15 protein-coding genes are annotated in these 16,883 nt (G+C 62.0%); 13 read left to right on the top strand and 2 right to left on the bottom strand.

All coding sequences use genetic code 11. From position 1 onward, the window contains the following. Window positions 1–109: 109 nt before the first annotated feature. The 7 genes from QMX97_RS07935 to QMX97_RS07905 are packed head-to-tail and all read left to right on the top strand — an operon-like array spanning window position 110 to window position 8,184. Window positions 110–1,867, top strand: coding sequence for a carbamoyltransferase (locus QMX97_RS07935; protein WP_065900046.1), 1,758 nt, complete (start codon window positions 110–112; stop codon window positions 1,865–1,867). Further along, the gene (locus QMX97_RS07930) at window positions 1,851–2,981 is read left to right on the top strand and encodes a glycosyltransferase (RefSeq protein ID WP_065900047.1); all 1,131 of its coding nucleotides are present in this window, start codon (window positions 1,851–1,853) and stop codon (window positions 2,979–2,981) included. Before QMX97_RS07935 ends, QMX97_RS07930 begins: the two co-directional genes overlap by 17 nt. Further along, a complete protein-coding gene (locus tag QMX97_RS07925) occupies window positions 2,981–3,877 on the top strand; it encodes an antimicrobial resistance protein Mig-14 (protein ID WP_282396672.1) in 897 nt (298 codons plus the stop codon). The genes QMX97_RS07930 and QMX97_RS07925 overlap by 1 nt, the downstream gene beginning before the upstream one ends. Further along, window positions 3,874–5,271 (top strand): PIG-L family deacetylase, encoded by a 1,398-nt coding sequence (locus tag QMX97_RS07920; RefSeq protein ID WP_282396671.1) that lies wholly within the window; start codon window positions 3,874–3,876, stop codon window positions 5,269–5,271. The genes QMX97_RS07925 and QMX97_RS07920 overlap by 4 nt, the downstream gene beginning before the upstream one ends. An 11-nt stretch (window positions 5,272–5,282) precedes the next feature. After that, complete coding sequence (locus tag QMX97_RS07915) at window positions 5,283–6,239, top strand: glycosyltransferase (RefSeq protein WP_201143414.1); 957 nt, start codon at window positions 5,283–5,285, stop codon at window positions 6,237–6,239. Between the two features lie 51 nt (window positions 6,240–6,290). Further along, window positions 6,291–7,055, top strand: coding sequence for a glycosyltransferase family 2 protein (locus tag QMX97_RS07910; RefSeq protein ID WP_282396670.1), 765 nt, complete (start codon window positions 6,291–6,293; stop codon window positions 7,053–7,055). Between the two features lie 43 nt (window positions 7,056–7,098). Beyond that, entirely contained in the window at window positions 7,099–8,184 is a 1,086-nt protein-coding gene (locus QMX97_RS07905) for a glycosyltransferase (protein ID WP_282396669.1), read from the top strand. Here QMX97_RS07905 and QMX97_RS07900 read toward each other — a convergent pair. Then, entirely contained in the window at window positions 8,173–8,739 is a 567-nt protein-coding gene (locus tag QMX97_RS07900) for a toluene tolerance protein (protein ID WP_177343918.1), read from the bottom strand. The genes QMX97_RS07905 and QMX97_RS07900 overlap by 12 nt on opposite strands. A 149-nt stretch (window positions 8,740–8,888) precedes the next feature. Between QMX97_RS07900 and QMX97_RS07895 the strand changes: the two genes are divergently transcribed. The 6 genes from QMX97_RS07895 (at window position 8,889) to QMX97_RS07870 (ending at window position 15,799) form a co-directional block, all read left to right on the top strand. Further along, window positions 8,889–10,067 (top strand): O-antigen ligase family protein, encoded by a 1,179-nt coding sequence (locus QMX97_RS07895; protein WP_282396668.1) that lies wholly within the window; start codon window positions 8,889–8,891, stop codon window positions 10,065–10,067. A 9-nt stretch (window positions 10,068–10,076) separates the two neighbouring features. After that, entirely contained in the window at window positions 10,077–11,885 is a 1,809-nt protein-coding gene (gene msbA, locus QMX97_RS07890; protein WP_065900061.1) for a lipid A export permease/ATP-binding protein MsbA, read from the top strand. 152 nt (window positions 11,886–12,037) lie between these two features. Next, entirely contained in the window at window positions 12,038–12,742 is a 705-nt protein-coding gene (locus tag QMX97_RS07885; protein WP_065900063.1) for a sulfotransferase family 2 domain-containing protein, read from the top strand. Beyond that, window positions 12,735–13,343 (top strand): adenylyl-sulfate kinase, encoded by a 609-nt coding sequence (gene cysC / locus QMX97_RS07880; protein WP_282396667.1) that lies wholly within the window; start codon window positions 12,735–12,737, stop codon window positions 13,341–13,343. Before QMX97_RS07885 ends, cysC begins: the two co-directional genes overlap by 8 nt. 103 nt (window positions 13,344–13,446) lie before the next feature. Then, a complete protein-coding gene (gene hldE, locus QMX97_RS07875) occupies window positions 13,447–14,871 on the top strand; it encodes a bifunctional D-glycero-beta-D-manno-heptose-7-phosphate kinase/D-glycero-beta-D-manno-heptose 1-phosphate adenylyltransferase HldE (RefSeq protein ID WP_065900067.1) in 1,425 nt (474 codons plus the stop codon). Continuing rightward, window positions 14,864–15,799, top strand: coding sequence for an NAD-dependent epimerase/dehydratase family protein (locus QMX97_RS07870; RefSeq protein WP_201143418.1), 936 nt, complete (start codon window positions 14,864–14,866; stop codon window positions 15,797–15,799). The genes hldE and QMX97_RS07870 overlap by 8 nt, the downstream gene beginning before the upstream one ends. A gap of 108 nt (window positions 15,800–15,907) precedes the next feature. Here the strand turns inward: QMX97_RS07870 and QMX97_RS07865 are convergent, their stop codons facing one another. Next, the gene (locus QMX97_RS07865; RefSeq protein WP_282396666.1) at window positions 15,908–16,867 is read right to left on the bottom strand and encodes a metal ABC transporter ATPase; all 960 of its coding nucleotides are present in this window, start codon (window positions 16,865–16,867) and stop codon (window positions 15,908–15,910) included. Window positions 16,868–16,883 lie beyond the last annotated feature (16 nt).

Genomic DNA, 16,883 nt, shown 5'->3' with positions numbered 1-16,883 from the left:
CTGCTTTTGAGCTATAATCCCGCCCTTTAGCTGTTTCCTGCCCAGGTGGGAAGCACACTTTTTTCAGGCGCAACCCGCCTGCATGCAGACTAAAAGAGGCTAGACCCCTGTGGCATTGACGATTCTTGGCCTGTCCGGCGCCCTTAGCCATGATCCTTCCGCAGCCTTGTATATCGACGGCAAGCTGATCGCGGCCGCCGAAGAAGAGCGCTTCGTACGCGACAAACATGCAAAGAACCGCATGCCCTACGAATCGGCGAAGTTCTGCCTGGAACAGGCCGGCATCAAGCCTTCCGACGTTGATGTGGTGGCGATCCCGTTCGCCCCGATCAGCCTGTTCGGCGAGGCGCGCTGGCACTACGCCAAGCGTTACTGGTATGCCCCGGATCGCGCGCTCGACGCGATCCTGATGGGCAACCGTCGCTACAAGCGCTATCGCAACAAGATCGTCTGGTGCCTGGAGCAACTGGGCTTCGATCCGAAGAAAATCAAGATCGAACCGGTTGAACACCACCTGGCCCACGCTTCCAGCGCCTACCACTGCTCGGGCTTCCAGGAGAAGACCGCGATCCTCGGGATCGATGGCAAGGGCGAGTACGCCACCACCTTCTTCGGCTACGGCGAAAACGGCAAGATCCACAAGATCAAGGAATTCTACGATCCGGACTCTCTCGGCGGCCTGTACGGCGCGATCACCGAGTTCCTTGGTTTCGAGATGCTCGACGGCGAGTTCAAGGTCATGGGCATGGCGCCATATGGCGACGCCAGCAAGTACGATTTCTCGCGCCTGGCCTCCTTCGAGAACGGCGAGCTGGTGATCAACACCGACTACGCCAACGTCATCGGCCTGCGCCGCTATAAAGAGAAGGGCAAGGGCTTCTACTTCTCGCCGAAACTGATCGAGTGGCTGGGTCCCAAGCGCGAAGGCGACATCGCCGACGAGCCGTACATCCACTACGCCGCCAGCATGCAGGCACTCTTCGAGAAGCTGGCCCTGCAGATGATCGACCACTACCTGGGCGACATCCTCAAAGACACCGGCAAGCTGGCTTTCGCCGGCGGCTGTGCGCTGAACGTCAAGCTGAACCAGAAGATCATTGCCCGTGACGACGTCAAGGAGCTGTTCGTGCAGCCGGCGTCGGGCGATGCCGGCACTGCCGTCGGTGCGGCGGCCTACGTGTCCCACGCCCGTGGTGTACCGGTGGAGAAGATGGAACACGTCTACCTCGGCCCGTCCTACAGCAACGAAGACGTGATCGCTGCGTGCGCCAGGCACGAGAGCAAGCCGAACTGGCGCAAGATCGAGAACATGCCGCAGCGCATCGCCAAGATCATGGTCGACGGCAACCCGGTGGCCTGGTTCCAGGGCCGCATGGAGTTTGGCCCGCGTGCCCTCGGTGGTCGTTCGATCATCGGCTGCCCAAGCGCCACCGGCGTGGCGGACCGCATCAACCACCAGATCAAGTTCCGCGAGCGCTGGAGGCCTTTCTGCCCGTCGATGCTCGACACCGTGGCTCCGCAGATGATCAAGGTCGATCACCCTGCGCCGTTCATGACCTTCACCTTTGAAGTGGCGGAAGAGTGGAAGACCCGCGTGCCGGAAGTGGTCCATGAAGATGGCACCTCCCGCGCCCAGGTGCTCAAGCGCGAGTACAACCCGCGCTACTACGACATGATGAAAGAGCTGGAAGTATTGACCGGTAACGGCGTATCGCTGAACACCTCGCTCAACCGTCGTGGCGAAGCGATGATCTGCTCGCCGACCGACGCGTTGAACATGTTCTTCGGCTCGGACCTGCAGTACCTGATCATGGAAGACATCCTGGTCGTCAAAGACGGCGTGGACCCTTATGACGCGCTCGGCTGAACGCCACGTCCTGCAGTTCTGCCACGGCTATGACGGGCCGTTCCTGGACTGCGCCCGGCAGTACGCCAGTCTGTTCGCAGGCTCTGGCTACAAGGTGACCACGGTGTTCCTCACCGGGGTCGCCGATCCCGAGGTGGCCGCCGGGTGTGCCAGCGATGAAGTGTTGTTCATGGAGTTCAGCTCCAAGGCCGTGCGCGGCCTGAAGCTGGCGGCCATTGCGCAGTTGCGCAAGATTGCCGCCTCGCGCAGTTTCAGTTTCTGTATTGCCCACCGTTTCAAGCCGATCTACGTGGCCTTGCTGGCGACGCGGCTGCCGGTGATTGGCGTGCATCACGCCTTTGGTGACTACCAGCGTCGCAGCCGCAAGCTGTTTGCCGGGTTTTTCCGCAAGCGCCTGAGCCTGCTCGGGGTGTCCGATGCCGTGCGTGACGACATGCGCCGCTGCCTGCCAGCCTGGCCTGCCGCACGTATCCAGACTTTGTACAACCGTATCGATGTCGACGCCTTGCAGGCTATTCAGGTGCCGGTGCATGAGGCCCGTGATGCGCTGGGGTTGTCGCCGGACGAATGGGTGATCGGCAATGTCGGTCGCCTGCACCCGGACAAGGACCAGGCCACGCTGCTCAAGGGCTTTGCCCTGGCACTGGCGCACTTGCCCGGCGAAAGCCGCCTGGCGATCCTCGGCAGCGGGCGCCTGGAGCAAGACCTCAAGGAACTCGCCCGGGAACTGGGGATTGCCGACAAGGTGCTGTTCCTCGGCCAGGTGCCGGATGCGCGCCGGTATTTCCGCGCATTCGATGTGTTTGCGCTGAGTTCCGATCATGAACCCTTCGGGATGGTACTGCTGGAGGCCATGGCGGCCGGCGTACCGTTGCTGGCCACGGCCTGTGGCGGGGCGAAGGAAGTGGTCGAGGGGGTCGGGATCCTGTTTCCCTTCGGCGATGCCGAACACCTCGCGCAGGGGCTGCGGCACCTGGCGGCGATGGATCAACACCAGCAACGGCAGTGCGCCGAGATGATGCTGGAGCGTCTGCGCGAGCGTTTTTCGGATCAGGCGGTACGCGCTACCTTCTGGCAACTGCCGCACGTTATTGAACTGACCGCGGGGGCCTGATGCTCAATCGATTCCAAGGCTGGCGCGAGCGGGGCTGGTCCGTCGTCGACGCGCCCGTCTACAGCGACGCCTGGCAGCGTTTTGGCGGCAGTGTCGCCACTCATCCGCAGGTGATCGAACGCCTGGCCGGCCTGGCTGACATCCCGGTGCGCTATTTGGCCTGGGAGCAGGGCGGCAAAATGCAGGCGTGCATCGCCACGTGGGGGCGCGACCTGGCCTTGTCCAAGGACGTGCTCAAGCAGCGCGGCAAAAAGGGCCTGTTCGACCTCGGCAACGCCGAGCTGATCCTGCCTGCCGCGCCTGACACCCAGGCCCCCTTGCGCCACCGCGCGCGCTACCTGTCGGCGCTGAACGAAGGCCGCTTTAGTGGGCTCAAGCCACAGGCCGAGCAATTGGCCATGGCCCGCACGCCCGAGGAACTGTCGAAGAAATTTCGCTACAACCAGCGCCGCGAGCTGCGCCTGCTGGAAGAGGCCGGTGGTGTCGTGCGGCCGGTGAGCGAGTTTTCCAGCCAGGAACTGGCCGCGATCTACTGCGATTTGTTTCTGCGGCGCTGGGGCTTTGCCGCCACGGGTGCCGAGCGCATGGCCGAGGTGATCGAGCTGCTGCGCGAATGGCTGATCGGCTCGGTGATTTTCCTCAACGACGCGCCAATTGCGGTCCAGCTGGTGTACCGGGTCGAGTCGCCCGAGTGGATCAGCGTGGAGTACGTCAACGGCGGTGTCGATCCGCAAACCCGCGCTTTCAGCCCGGGCAGTGTGCTCAGTTTCCTCAACACCCAGAGTGCCTGGGAGCACGCCCGTGAAGCCGGCAAGCCGCTGCGGTTTTCGTTCGGGCGGGCCGACCGGGAATACAAGGATCGTTGGTGCAACCCCGTGCCGGTGCTGACCGTATGAGCCGCAAACAGCAATTGCTCAAGCGCCATCGGCGCAACAAACGCATCGGCGTGCTGATCGGCCTGATGCTGCTGGTGGCGATCGGCGTCGGCGTCGCCTGGTGGCTGCCGCTGGTACTGGGCGTGCTGGCCTGGGCGGCTCATGAAGCCTGGTTTGCCGACCATTTGTTCTATGCGCCCAACGAAGATTACCAGTACCGTTTTTCGGCGGATGCCGAGGTGGCGGGAGTTAGTTTCGAAGGTGGCCGGCTGCGGGTGGATGGGCCGCTGGAAGCTGATGCGACGCTGGTGTTGGCCATCAAGCTCAAGAGCGGCTGGCTGGGGCGTTTTCTCGACCCGGCGATTGAGATTTACGGCGCTGACAGCGTCGACCGGCAAACCTTCGAACGCGGTGTGAATGGCCTGCGTTATCTGAATCTGAGTGGTTTGGCCCCGGCCCTGATGGCCGGTGAGCTGCGCCTGCGCGGGCGCTTTTGCACGCTGCAGGGCGCCCCCCGCCTGTGGGCCTGGGCTACGCCGGACTACTCGGCGCAACGCGTGATGGTCATCGCGCCGCATGCCGACGATGCCGAGCTGGCCGCCTTCGGGCTGTACAGCCAGGCCGAGAACCCATGGATCGTGACCCTCACAGCGGGTGAAATCGAAGCCGAGCACTATCAGCAGATGGGCCTGGACCCGGCTGAAGCTGCACGGATCAAGGGGCGTTTGCGCGCCTGGGACAGCATCGCCGTGCCGCGTTGGGCCGGTGTGCCAGAGGCGCATTGCGTGCAGTTGGGCTATTTCTGCCTGCAATTGCCGGCGATGCGCGCCACGCCCGATCAGCCTGTCGCTTCGCGCGAGGCCGAACTGGACGATATCCGCCTGTTTCGCCAGTTCAACGCGTTCCCGCTGCCGGCGGACCACGACGGCTTGCCGACCTGGAATAATTTGCTGGCTGATCTGCGCCAGTTGCTGCTGACCGCACGTCCGCAAGTGATCGTGCTGCCTCACCCTGTCCTCGACCCGCACCCGGATCACATCTGCGCGCAGCAAGCGGTGCTCGAGGTCCTGCAAGGCCTGGAGTGGCAGCCGACCACCGTGCTGGGCTACGCCAATCACCTGCACGATAACGACCGCTGGCCCATGGGTGACGCGGGTGCCGGGATTGCACTGCCGCCGCTGTTCGATGACGCGCTGCAGTTGTGGCCGTGCAGCCTGTCGCTGTCGCTGGCGCAGCAGCGCGACAAGGCCATGGCACTGGGCATGATGCATGACCTGCAGCCCGCGCCGCCGTTCAAGCGCCGGGTGCGACGCTGGTTGCAACGTGTGTTGGCGGGCCGTGCGCGGTCGCCGTATGGTGAGAACGAATTTTTCCGCAAGGCCGTACGACGGCATGAGTTGTTCTGGCGTTTGTGAAAGGGAAAGTCATGAAAGTTTTGTTTCTGGTGCAGAAAGAGCAGCGCGCTATCCTCGACCGTCTTTACGAGGGCGTGGCCGAGCACTGCGAGTGTGATATCCGTTGGCTGAGCAGCGATGAGCAGCGCAACCTGCGTGGTTATTTCCGCCGCGAAGTCGATGTGACCCGTTACGATCGCATCGTGTTCTTCCTGCGCTTCAAGCAGGAAATCCGCCAGGCCGGGTTTATCCGCACGATCCCCAACCTGGTGATCCTTGAGCACGACGCCTACCAGAACTACATTCCCTGCAAATATACCGGCAAGTTCAGCGCCCACTACCGCCGCCTGCCGTGGGCGCGGGTGATCAGTTCCGGGCATATGGTCACTGAGCGCCTGCGCGCGGAAGGCTTTGACGCCGTGTTCGTGCCAAAGGGCTATGATCAGGCGCTGTTGCAGGCGCAAGGGCGCGAACGCGACATCGAGCTGGCGTTTGTCGGCAGTACCAACAGTGTGGCCTACAGCGGCCGCAAGGCATTGCTGGATGAACTGGCGCGGGTTGAACCTTTGGTGGTGACGCGCACCAAATCTGGTGAGGAATACTGCGCGACCCTCAACCGCATTCGTTTTTTCGTCAGTGCCGACGTCGGCATGGGCGAGTACATGATCAAGAATTTCGAGGCCATGGCCTGCGGTTGTGTACTGCTTGCATTTGATCAGGGCGCCGAGGAAAACCAGGCGCTTGGTTTCAAGGACATGGTCAATGTGGTGTTCTACAAGGACATCCCGCAGTTGCAGGAAAAACTCGCCGTCTTGCGGGCCGACCCGCAGCTGGCGGCAGACATTGCGCGCAACGGGCAGGACCTGGCTGTCAGTCAGTTCAGTTTCGCCCGGATTGGCCAGCGCATTGTCGAAGTGCTCCAGCCACCCCTGCGGCCACGTGCGCCGCTGAGCTTACTGGAGAGGTTGCGTCTGACACTGGGCGTTTGAGAGTGGCCAAATAGCCATAAATGATGGCTATATGATACTATCGAGGCTTGAATGCAATTCTCCGATCAAAGCGACATAACGCTTGTAGTGACCAGTTGCGGTCGCTTCGATTTGTTGAGGCGCACGCTGGAGAGCTTCGATCTGTTCAATACGGCGGCAATACGTGAAGTCTTCATCACCGAAGACTCCGGTGATGAAGCCGTACGCCAGGCAATTCCTGAACATTGGCGCAGTCGTTGCACATTCTTGATCAATCGTCCGAAGCTTGGGCAGTTGGCATCCATCGACCTGGCCTACGCGTCGGTCAAGACCCCCTACATATTCCATTGCGAAGATGATTGGGCGTTTTATCGACCCGGGTTTGTCGAGGATTCCAAGGTAGTACTGGAGCAGCGCCCGGACATTCTTCAAGTCTGGTTGCGCAACTATGTTTACGACTTGCAGGTGCACAGCCCCTATATCCACCTGGGGTCGCGCGAAGTGATTGGCGGGGTGCCGTGTTATCCCCTGGTGTCCGATAAGCCCGAGTGGCAAGGATTTTCGCTGAACCCGGGCCTGCGGCGACTCAATGAGTACCAGTTGTGCGCACCCTTTGCAGGGTTCGAAGGCGAGAAGGGGCTTTCCAGGCGTTATGCAGAATTGAATCTGCCGGCGGTTACCCTCGAGGGCGATGCGGTCCTGCACACCGGTTTCGGTTTGCACGTGGCAACGGCGGGAGAGCGCTCGACCAAGGCGAAGCGCAAGCGGCGAGAGCGGATCAAGCTGGCTCTCATGCTGATACTGGGTGTCGGTATCGGTTGGTTGATCAATAGTTAAGTGCAACAAGCCACCACAACGCCGCATAAGGTCTTTTTTTTCGATGAGTATCCTCAACATCATGTGGGCCGGTGGCTCTGCATTTGCCTCAGTGCAGAAGGTTCATCAACAGATTTTGTCGCACGCGCTCAGCCGTGCACCGATTGACACCTGGCTGCTTCAAGGCAGTGCGGACGGCGGTGAACCGGCCCGCGAGTGGAAGCTTTCCTCCGCCCGGCTCAAGGGGCGGCATGTGTGGAAGCTCATGATGCCCTGGATGCGCGCGCGCTTTGAGAAGGCCCTGCCCGACGGGGTAGAGGTGGTGCTGCTGGATGGGATTGGCGTGGCCCGGGTGATATTGCCTGTGCTCAAGCGTCTGCCGCAGGTGCGTGCAGTCGTGGTGTTTCATGGCGCCACGCGCCTGCGACGGGCTGACCAGCAACTGTTCGAGCAATTCCCGGCCACGCAATTGACGCTGGCGGCGGTGTCGCAAACCCTGGCGGACTCACTTGAGCGCTATCTGCAGCGGCCGGTGGCGGTGTTGCGCAGTGCTTTTGACCCGGTTGCTTTCCGCGCTGCCGCGCTTTCCCGGGAAGAGGCGCGGTCGCGCCTGGGCCTGCCGTTGGAAGACGCGCCGGTGCTGGGTGCGGTAGGCCGGCTGGTGGACGGCAAAGGCTTTGGCTGTTTGCTGGAGGCATTTGCCAACGTGTCGGCCACGCTGCCTGGCGGGCGCCTGGTGATTCTCGGCGAGGGCCCGGCCCGGCCTGCCCTCGAAGCCCGTATCGAGCAGCTTGGCTTGCAGGGCAAAGTGTCACTGCCAGGACATCTGCCTGACGCGGCGACGCTTTACCGTGCGTTCGACTGGGTGGCTATTCCCTCCACCCAGGAAGGCCTCGGGTTGATCCTGCAAGAGGCGGTGATGGCCGGCGTGCCGGTGTTGACCAGCGAGCTGGCGGTGTTCCGCGAGCAGGTGGCGGATGCCGGCTGGTATGCACCTTCGGAAGATGCAGAGGCCTGGGCCGGCCTGATGGCGCGGGCATTCGCGGCCTCTGCCACGGCGGTGGTCGAGGCTCAGTCGCAGGCGTTGGCGCCGGAGCAAGCCTGGAAAGACTTCAGTGAAACCTCCCGGCGGCTGTTCTCATGCCGCTAGCAGCGCTTGCTCCAGTGCATGCATTGGAAAGCAATCGTTCAGCTTCTCGCGTGCAATATAGCGCGCGAAGTGCTGCAAGTTGCGTCGTGCGAGTTCCGGGTTCAGCGGGGCGCGCAAGAAGCGCATGTCGGCCACGTCGATAAGCCCCATTTCATTCTCCGGCGTCACCACGATATTGCCCAGGTGCAGGGAGCGGAAGTAAATGCCGGCAGCGTGCAGGCGGCGGATCAGTGCCACCAGCGGATCGAGATTCGATTGCCAGTCAAAACCTTCTTTATTGGAAATCTGCCGCAGTGTTTCCCCTGGCAACGGGCGATACAGCACGGCGGTCATGCCGGGCGCGGCCAGTTGGAAGTACGCCAGCACAGTCAAGGTCGGGATGCCGCGCTGCTGCAATTGCGCCACGTTGTCGATGAAACGCTTGGAGTACGGACGAAACAGTGCAGATGAAAACAAGCGTTTACGACGAAACAGTTTAAGGATATTTCCGTCAGACAGCAGGTAGACTTTGGGCCCGTAGCTGTCCTTCTCCAGGACTCTGGCGCCTTCAATCATCGTGTTTAAATCGGCTTGGGCAAGCCTTGAACATTGCATCGTTGGAAAGCCTTGTGGGGAGTCGCGGGCACAGTGATCGGTAATAATGCCGAAAGTTTTGGGTTTTAACCATGCCGGGTTGGCAGGTTGAACGTATTCAGGAGCGGGTGATGCAAGCAAGTCGTTGGGCGCAGGTATGGATGATTTTCGGGTTGCTTTGGTTTCTGCTGGCGATTGCCTTTGCGCCAACCAACAAGATTTACCAACAAGGATTGACGCTGTTTCTCTGGTTGCCGGCCATGGTGTTCGCCTGGTCGGCGCGTGAGCGTCTCAAGGAGGTCTGGCGCGAGCAGCGCTGGATGTGCCTGATGATCGCGGCGCTGGCCATCTGGGGCGCGATCAGCCTGACGTGGACCAATGCCGAGGACCCTTCGCGCGAGGCCAAGCGCCTGCTGTATATCGGCGTGTTCCTGCTGTTTTTCCCGGTGCTGGCCTGGGGTCAGAGCGATCACATCATTCGCGTGATGCAGTGGGGCGGTTTCGGGCTGGCGGTGTCGTCGCTGGTGGCGATCATCAAGTTTTATGGGGTCGAGCATAACGCCTGGTCTGCCCGCCTCGAAGGGCTGGGGCAATTGGCTCACCCGATCCTGGGTGCCTACGTGATCGGCCTGGCGGCGATCTGGTTGCTGCATTGGCTGCCGCGTGGCCGCTGGATGCAAGTGGCGTGGGTGCTGTCCATCGGATTGCTGGGGCTCTTCGTGGTGTTGAGCCAGAGCCGTGGCGCGGCATTGGCGCTGTTGCTGACCGTGGTCGCCATGCCGGCCTGGTGCCGGGACCGACGGAGCACCGTGATTGCTATCGCTGCGGTCGTGGCGGCGGTCGCGGTGTTCTTCGCCATGGAGTCGCTGATGCTGGCCCGTGGTGTTTCCTATCGGCCGCAGATCTTCATGGCCTCTTTGCACATGATCGGCGAGCATCCGTGGACCGGCCTGGGCCTGGGTGGGGACTACAAGGTCTTTGCCGATAATCTCTATTTCGATCACGCCCACAACCTGTTCACGCATGTCACCATCGAACTGGGCCTGCCGGGCCTGCTGCTCTGGTGCGGGCTGTGGTTCGGCGTGTTGTGGCAAGCCTGGAAGGCCCGCGACACGCTCTACGGCAAGGGCATCATCGGCATGTGGGTGTTTTCGTTCCTGGCCATGCAGTTCGATGCTGCGAGCCTGACGGGCACGCCCCGCGCCGAGTGGTTCATCTCGTGGCTGCCGATTGCGCTGGCCAGTGTATTGGTCTGGGCTCGGGCCAAACCCGACGCTTGTGATAAAGTTCGCGTCCTACCCAATCAGTGAGCTCGACACATGAGTGACGCACCGCCCAAAGCGGACCAGGAATCCAGCCTGAAAATTTATTTCAGGCTGCTGGGCTATGTGAAACCGTACCTGGGCATGTTCCTGCTGAGTATCGTGGGCTTCGTGATCTTTGCGTCCACCCAGCCCATGCTCGCCGGGATCCTCAAGTACTTCGTGGATGGCCTGAGCAACCCCGACGTGGTGTTCCTGCCCAAGATCCCGTTGTTCAAGGACTTGAAGCTGCTGATGGCCGTGCCGCTGCTGATCATTCTGATCGCGGCGTGGCAGGGCCTCGGCTCGTTCCTGGGCAACTACTACCTGGCCAAGGTTTCCCTGGGGCTGGTGCATGACTTGCGCGTCCAGCTGTTCAACAAGCTGCTGGTGCTGCCCAACCGTTATTTCGACACGCACAACTCCGGGCACCTGATTTCGCGCATCACCTTCAACGTGACCATGGTCACCGGGGCTGCCACGGATGCGATCAAAGTCGTGATCCGCGAAGGCCTGACGGTGGTGTTCCTGTTCGGTTACCTGCTGTGGATGAACTGGAAGCTGACCCTGGTGATGCTGGCGATCCTGCCGCTGATTGCCGTCATGGTCGGCAGCACCAGCAAGAAATTCCGCAAGCAGAGCAAGAAGATCCAGGTGGCGATGGGCGACGTGACGCACGTGGCCTCCGAAACCATCCAGGGCTACCGCGTGGTGCGCAGCTTCGGTGGCGAAAGCTACGAGGAGCGCCGCTTTGCCGCCGCCAGCCAGGGCAACACCGACAAGCAACTGCGCATGAACAAGACCGGCGCGGTCTATACGCCGATGCTGCAATTGGTGATCTACACCGCCATGGCTGCGCTGATGTTCCTGGTCCTGTTGCTGCGCGGTGACGCCACGGCAGGTGACCTGGTGGCCTACATTACCGCCGCGGGCCTGCTGCCCAAGCCGATCCGCCAGCTGTCGGAAGTCAGCTCGACGATCCAGAAAGGCGTGGCAGGTGCCGAGAGCATCTTCGAGCAACTGGATGAAGTGCCTGAAGTCGACAGCGGCACCGTGGAGCGTGACCGCGTCAGCGGTCGCCTGGACGTGCGCAACCTGAGCTTTACGTACCCCGGTACCGATCGCGAAGTGCTGAAGAACATCAGCTTCAGTGCCGCGCCGGGGCAGATGATTGCACTGGTCGGGCGCTCGGGCAGTGGCAAGTCGACCCTGGCGAGCCTGATCCCGCGCTTCTACCATCACGAGACCGGCGAGATCCTGCTGGACGAGGTGGAGATCGAAGATTACCGCCTGCGCAACCTGCGCCGACATGTTGCCCAGGTGACCCAGCACGTCACGCTGTTCAACGACACCGTGGCCAATAACATTGCCTACGGCGACCTGGCGGATGCGCCGCGCGAAGACATTGAAAAAGCAGCGGCGGATGCCTACGCCATGGACTTCATCTCCGAGTTGCCGAAAGGCCTGGACACCGAAGTCGGGGAAAACGGCGTGTTGCTTTCCGGTGGCCAGCGTCAACGCCTGGCAATCGCTCGGGCCCTGCTGAAAAACGCCCCGTTGCTGATTCTGGATGAAGCGACATCGGCGCTGGATACCGAGTCGGAGCGCCATATCCAGGCGGCGCTGGACAAGGTCATGAAAGGCCGCACCACCCTGGTCATCGCGCACCGCTTGTCCACCATCGAGAAAGCCGACCTGATTCTGGTGATGGACCACGGTGAAATTGTCGAGCGTGGTACGCATGTCGAACTGCTGGCCATGGGCGGCTATTACTCGCGCCTGCACGCCATGGGCCTGGACGAGCCGGCGACGGCGAACATCACCTGACACACCGGGGCGCGCAATGCGCCCCGTTTTTTGTATCAAGCCCCATACACGCTTGACCAAAGCCAAATAATTCGCTGCCTATCGTTTGTTATGTTGGCCTTCTCGATTCGAATGACGAACGAGAGGGCTAACCTTCTTGCGTGGGTAATGGAATGTTGCAACGTCTGTTGTGGAAACTGCTTCCCAAGCCCCAGCGGGCGTTTCTGCTGGGGCGTTTGTCGGTGGTGGATCGCCAGGCAGTGAACAAATCCCTGTCGGCGGTGACCGTCCTTCCCCCTGCCTTCGAGCGACACAACTGCGTGTTTATCCACGTGCCCAAATGCGCCGGCAGCAGCGTCTGTTCGGCGCTGCTGGATGGGCGCTGGCCGGGGCATTTGCCGTATTACTGGTACCAGCAGCAATTTCCCGAGCACTGCGAGCGCAGTTTCAAGTTCGCCTTCGTGCGTGACCCGTTGGAGCGCGCCTACTCGGCCTATACCTATTTGCGCAGCAATCACATGGGCGCGCGTGATCTGCAGGCCCAGGCGCTGGTGTCCAGCTACCGCGACTTCGACCATTTCATTGCCGGCTGGCTGCACCCGGACAACCTGCGTCGCCAACTGCATTTCGCGCCCCAGACCGACTTCCTGGTCGATCACATGGGGCAAATGGCGATGGACTTTCTCGGGCGCCAGGAGTCACTGGAGCAAGACTTCCAGCACCTGTGCGAACACCTCGGCGTGGCGACCTCGCTGCCCCATCTGAATGTTTCACTCGGGCGGCGCAGCGAGCCGGTCAGGGAGTTCTGTTCCTTGCGCACGCGCCGCCTGGTCCGGCGCGCCTATCAACGTGATTACGAGGTCCTGGGTTATGAATAGCCAGTCGCTGTCCCATGGTTCTGCATCGATCCGCCCCTTTGCCTTGTCGCTGTCGGTGGCCGCACGGGCGGCGCTCAAGCACCAGCAGCCTTGTTGCGTATGGCTGACCGGGTTGTCCGGCTCGGGCAAGTCGACCCTGGCGAATGCTTTGGAGGTCCAACTCAACGAGCAGGGACGACACACCTTTGTGCTCGATGGCGATAATTTGCGCACTGGCCTGTGCAACGACCTGGGCATGAGTGATGCGGCCCGCAAGGAAAACATCCGGCGCATCGGTGAAGTGGCGCGGTTGATGGTGGACGCGGGGTTGATCGTGATCGTCTCGGCGATATCGCCGTTCAGCGCCGACCGGGCCGCTGCCAAGGCACTGTTCGGGCAGGGGCAGTTTTTTGAGGTGTATATCAGCACGCCATTCGCTGTGTGCGCGCGGCGCGATCCCAAAGGCCTCTACCGCGCGGCGCTGGAAGGGCGGATCAAGGCGTTCACCGGCCTGGACAGCCCTTATGAAGCGCCGCGTGCCGCCGACTGCGAAATCAATACCGATGAGGTCGAGTTGGCTGACGCCGTGGAGCAGGTTCTCGCGGCCTTGTTCAAAAAATGATCAGTTTTCGCGCATGATGCATTGCCGATAAAGCTCTCGAACTAGGCGGCGCTCACCCTGTGCTAATATCGCGCCCCTGTTCATTTTGTATGTGGGTTGCTCCATGAAGTTGTCCATGCCGCGATTCGATCAAGCCCCTGTCTTGGTGGTCGGCGATGTCATGCTCGACCGTTACTGGCATGGCGGTACCTCACGGATTTCCCCTGAGGCGCCGGTACCGGTAGTCAAGGTCGAGCAAATCGAAGACCGCCCGGGTGGCGCTGCCAACGTTGCCCTTAACATTGCCGCGCTCGGCGCCCCGGCCTCCCTGGTGGGTGTGACCGGCGACGACGAAGCCGCCGACAGCCTGGCCAACAGCCTGCGCGGTGCCGGCGTGCGCGCGCAGTTCCAGCGCATTGCCCACCAGCCGACCATCGTCAAGCTGCGGGTCATGAGCCGGCACCAGCAATTGCTGCGTATCGATTTCGAAGAACCCTTCGCCACCGACGCCCTGGCCTTGAGTGGCCAGGTCGACGAGTTGCTCGAAGGCATCAAGGTGCTGGTGTTGTCCGACTACGGCAAAGGTGCGTTGAAGAACCACCAGATGCTGATCCAGGCCGCCAAGGCGCGCAATATCCCGGTACTGGCTGATCCCAAGGGCAAGGACTTCTCGATTTATCGCGGAGCCAGCCTGATCACGCCGAACCTCAGCGAGTTCGAAGCCATCGTCGGCGGTTGCGTCGATGAGCACGACCTCGTGACCAAGGGCGCGGCGCTGATGGCTGATCTCGACCTCGGCGCCTTGCTGGTGACCCGTGGCGAGCACGGCATGACCTTGCTGCGTCCTGGCCACCCGGCGATGCACCTGCCGGCGCGGGCCCGTGAAGTGTTCGACGTCACCGGCGCCGGTGACACCGTGATTTCCACCCTGGCCGCCTCCATCGCCGCCGGCGAAGAGCTGCCCCACGCGGTGGCACTTGCCAACCTGGCGGCGGGCATCGTGGTCGGCAAGCTGGGTACGGCTGCCATCAGCGCGCCCGAGCTGCGCCGCGCGATCCAGCGTTCCGAAGGTTCCGAACGTGGCGTGCTGACCATCGAGCAATTGCTGCTGGCAATTGACGATGCACGTGCCCACAACGAAAGCATTGTGTTCACCAACGGTTGCTTCGACATCCTCCACGCTGGCCATGTGACCTACCTGGAGCAGGCTCGCGCCCAGGGTGATCGCCTGATTGTCGCGGTCAACGATGACGCGTCGGTCAGCCGCCTCAAGGGCCCGGGCCGTCCGATCAACAGTGTCGACCGACGCATGGCGGTATTGGCCGGCCTGGGCGCGGTGGACTGGGTGATCAGCTTCCCTGAAGGCACCCCGGAAAACCTGCTGGCCCAGGTCAAGCCGGACGTGCTGGTCAAGGGCGGCGATTACTCCGTCGACCAGGTTGTGGGCGCCGATATCGTCAGTGCCTACGGCGGCAAGGTCAAAGTGCTTGGCTTGGTTGAGAACAGCTCGACCACGGCCATTGTCGAGAAGATCCGCAACAATGAGTAACGCTGATAAGCGGGTCCTGATCACCGGCGGCGCCGGTTTCATTGGCTCGCATCTGGTCGATGCGCTGCTTGCCAAAGGCTATGCAGTGCGGGTGCTGGATGACCTGTCCACCGGCAAGCGCAGCAACCTGCCGCTGGACAACCCGCGCGTCGAGCTGCTGGAAGGCGACGTCGCCGATGCTGCGCTGGTGGCGCGTGCCGCCATCGGCACCACGGCGGTGGTGCACCTGGCCGCGGTAGCGTCGGTGCAGGCTTCGGTGGATGACCCGGTCAGCACGCACCAGAGCAATTTTGTCGGCAGCCTGAATGTCTGCGAAGCGATGCGCCAGGCGGGCGTGAAGCGTGTGGTCTTCGCTTCCAGCGCGGCGGTGTATGGCAACAACGGCGAGGGTGCTTCGATCGACGAAGAGACCACCAAGGCGCCGTTGACGCCCTATGCGTCCGACAAGTTGGCCGGCGAGCATTACTTTGATTTCTACCGTCGCCAGCATGGCCTGGAGCCGGTGATTTTCCGCTTCTTCAATATCTTCGGGCCGCGCCAGGACCCATCGTCGCCGTACTCCGGCGTCATCAGTATCTTCAGCGAGCGTGTCCAGCAGGGCTTGCCGATAGCCGTGTTCGGCGATGGCGAGCAAACCCGCGATTTCATGTACGTGGAAGACCTGGTGGACGTGCTGGTGCAGGCCATCGAAGCCCCGGGCGCGCCCTTGGGTGCGATCAACGTGGGCTGGAATCGCACCACCACCCTCAAGCAAGTGCTGCAGGCGCTGGAAGAAGCGGTGGGCAAGCTGCCTGTCGTGACTTACGGGCCGGCGCGATCAGGCGACATTCGGCATTCGCGGGCAAATAACCAGCGCTTGCTGGCCAGTTTCAAACTGCCCGAGCCGACCCCGTTGAAGGTTGGGTTGGAGCGCTTGCTCCACGGCTGAATGCACTCAATGTGGGCGCAGGCAAGCCGGCGATGCGGGCGCCTGGGTACATCATATGACCCGAGGTGATGCCATCGCAGGCAAGCCGGCGCCTACATTGGGTTTGCGTTAGCCCTTGGCTTTTTTCTTTGGCACGATCTTGCGCAGCACGCGCCGTGCCAGGCGCTTCAATTTCGACTCCTTCTCCGGCTCCGCCAGGCCCTGCTGCCTGAGCCAATCCTTCCAGCGAATCCGTTCCTCGCGCACCAGCCAGCCTTCCTGCTGGGCGAAGCTTTCGGCCAGGTACAAACCACGGGTGCTGGCGGGGTACAGCTGATCTTTCTTGACGGTGTAGAGCTCGGCGAGCGGCTGGCCGTCCTTTAAAGGCATCAGGTACAAATCCGGGCGCTGGCGGTCCAGGCGTGCCACCAGTTGGTCGCCTTCGAGGCGCTCATCCACATGGAACAGGCTCAGGGACTTGGCTTCTTTGGGCACTTCCAGGCGCAAGTCGTAAATCAACTGCAGCGACGCGGTCGGCAAGTGCACATAGGCCCGTGGCCGCTCGATCAGTTGGGTTGTCGCACACCGCACCGGGCGCGCGGCGCCGGACAGGGGGCTCAAGCGAAACGGCAGCGCCTCGCGATAATGCAGCGCGGCAGAGTAGGGCGCCGGCAGCCAGGTGTCGTTGAAGCGCCCGCTGAGCCAGCCTTCGGGTGTTTCCAGCAGGCACTCTTCGGCAATTTCCTGGATGGCGGTGTGCAGCGGCAGGTTCAGTTCATGGGCGGGGACATAGCCGGAGATCAGCTTGAGCACGACGTCGCCCCGGTCCTGGCGGCGCTGGCGCACCAGCACCCAGTAATCCTTGTTTTGCCAGTGCAGGGTCAGGCGCACCGACACGCCGAGGTTGGCCAGCTCAAGGGCGAAACGCTCTGCGTCCGGAACGTCTGCCGGCTTGCGGCGTTGCAGGGTCTGGGCAAAGTTGAGCGGCATGCCCACGCTCTGGTAGCTCAGGCCTTCGGGTGTGGCTTCGACGTGCAGCGGCAGTGTTTTGAAGTTGCTGGGGTTTTTTCTTATGAGCGTTCGCGGCATGTCGGCTCCTTCTTGC

The sequence above is a fragment of the Pseudomonas sp. PS01298 genome (genome assembly GCF_029959745.1).
Classification (GTDB): domain Bacteria; phylum Pseudomonadota; class Gammaproteobacteria; order Pseudomonadales; family Pseudomonadaceae; genus Aquipseudomonas; species Aquipseudomonas aylmerensis.
The sequence above is the reverse complement of the archived record's forward strand: the minus strand, read 5'-3'. Positions and strand labels throughout refer to the sequence as shown.

Excerpts from the sequence above, each read along its gene's own strand:
- QMX97_RS07930 (WP_065900047.1), top strand. The coding sequence starts at position 1,851 with ATGACGCGCTCGGCTGAACGCCACGTCCTGCAGTTCTGCCACGGCTAT.
- QMX97_RS07925 (WP_282396672.1), top strand. The coding sequence starts at position 2,981 with ATGCTCAATCGATTCCAAGGCTGGCGCGAGCGGGGCTGGTCCGTCGTC.
- QMX97_RS07920 (WP_282396671.1), top strand. The coding sequence starts at position 3,874 with ATGAGCCGCAAACAGCAATTGCTCAAGCGCCATCGGCGCAACAAACGC.
- QMX97_RS07915 (WP_201143414.1), top strand. The coding sequence starts at position 5,283 with ATGAAAGTTTTGTTTCTGGTGCAGAAAGAGCAGCGCGCTATCCTCGAC.
- QMX97_RS07910 (WP_282396670.1), top strand. The coding sequence starts at position 6,291 with ATGCAATTCTCCGATCAAAGCGACATAACGCTTGTAGTGACCAGTTGC.
- QMX97_RS07905 (WP_282396669.1), top strand. The coding sequence starts at position 7,099 with ATGAGTATCCTCAACATCATGTGGGCCGGTGGCTCTGCATTTGCCTCA.
- QMX97_RS07900 (WP_177343918.1), bottom strand. The coding sequence starts at position 8,739 with ATGATTGAAGGCGCCAGAGTCCTGGAGAAGGACAGCTACGGGCCCAAA.
- QMX97_RS07895 (WP_282396668.1), top strand. The coding sequence starts at position 8,889 with ATGCAAGCAAGTCGTTGGGCGCAGGTATGGATGATTTTCGGGTTGCTT.
- msbA (WP_065900061.1), top strand. The coding sequence starts at position 10,077 with ATGAGTGACGCACCGCCCAAAGCGGACCAGGAATCCAGCCTGAAAATT.
- QMX97_RS07885 (WP_065900063.1), top strand. The coding sequence starts at position 12,038 with ATGTTGCAACGTCTGTTGTGGAAACTGCTTCCCAAGCCCCAGCGGGCG.
- cysC (WP_282396667.1), top strand. The coding sequence starts at position 12,735 with ATGAATAGCCAGTCGCTGTCCCATGGTTCTGCATCGATCCGCCCCTTT.
- hldE (WP_065900067.1), top strand. The coding sequence starts at position 13,447 with ATGAAGTTGTCCATGCCGCGATTCGATCAAGCCCCTGTCTTGGTGGTC.
- QMX97_RS07870 (WP_201143418.1), top strand. The coding sequence starts at position 14,864 with ATGAGTAACGCTGATAAGCGGGTCCTGATCACCGGCGGCGCCGGTTTC.
- QMX97_RS07865 (WP_282396666.1), bottom strand. The coding sequence starts at position 16,867 with ATGCCGCGAACGCTCATAAGAAAAAACCCCAGCAACTTCAAAACACTG.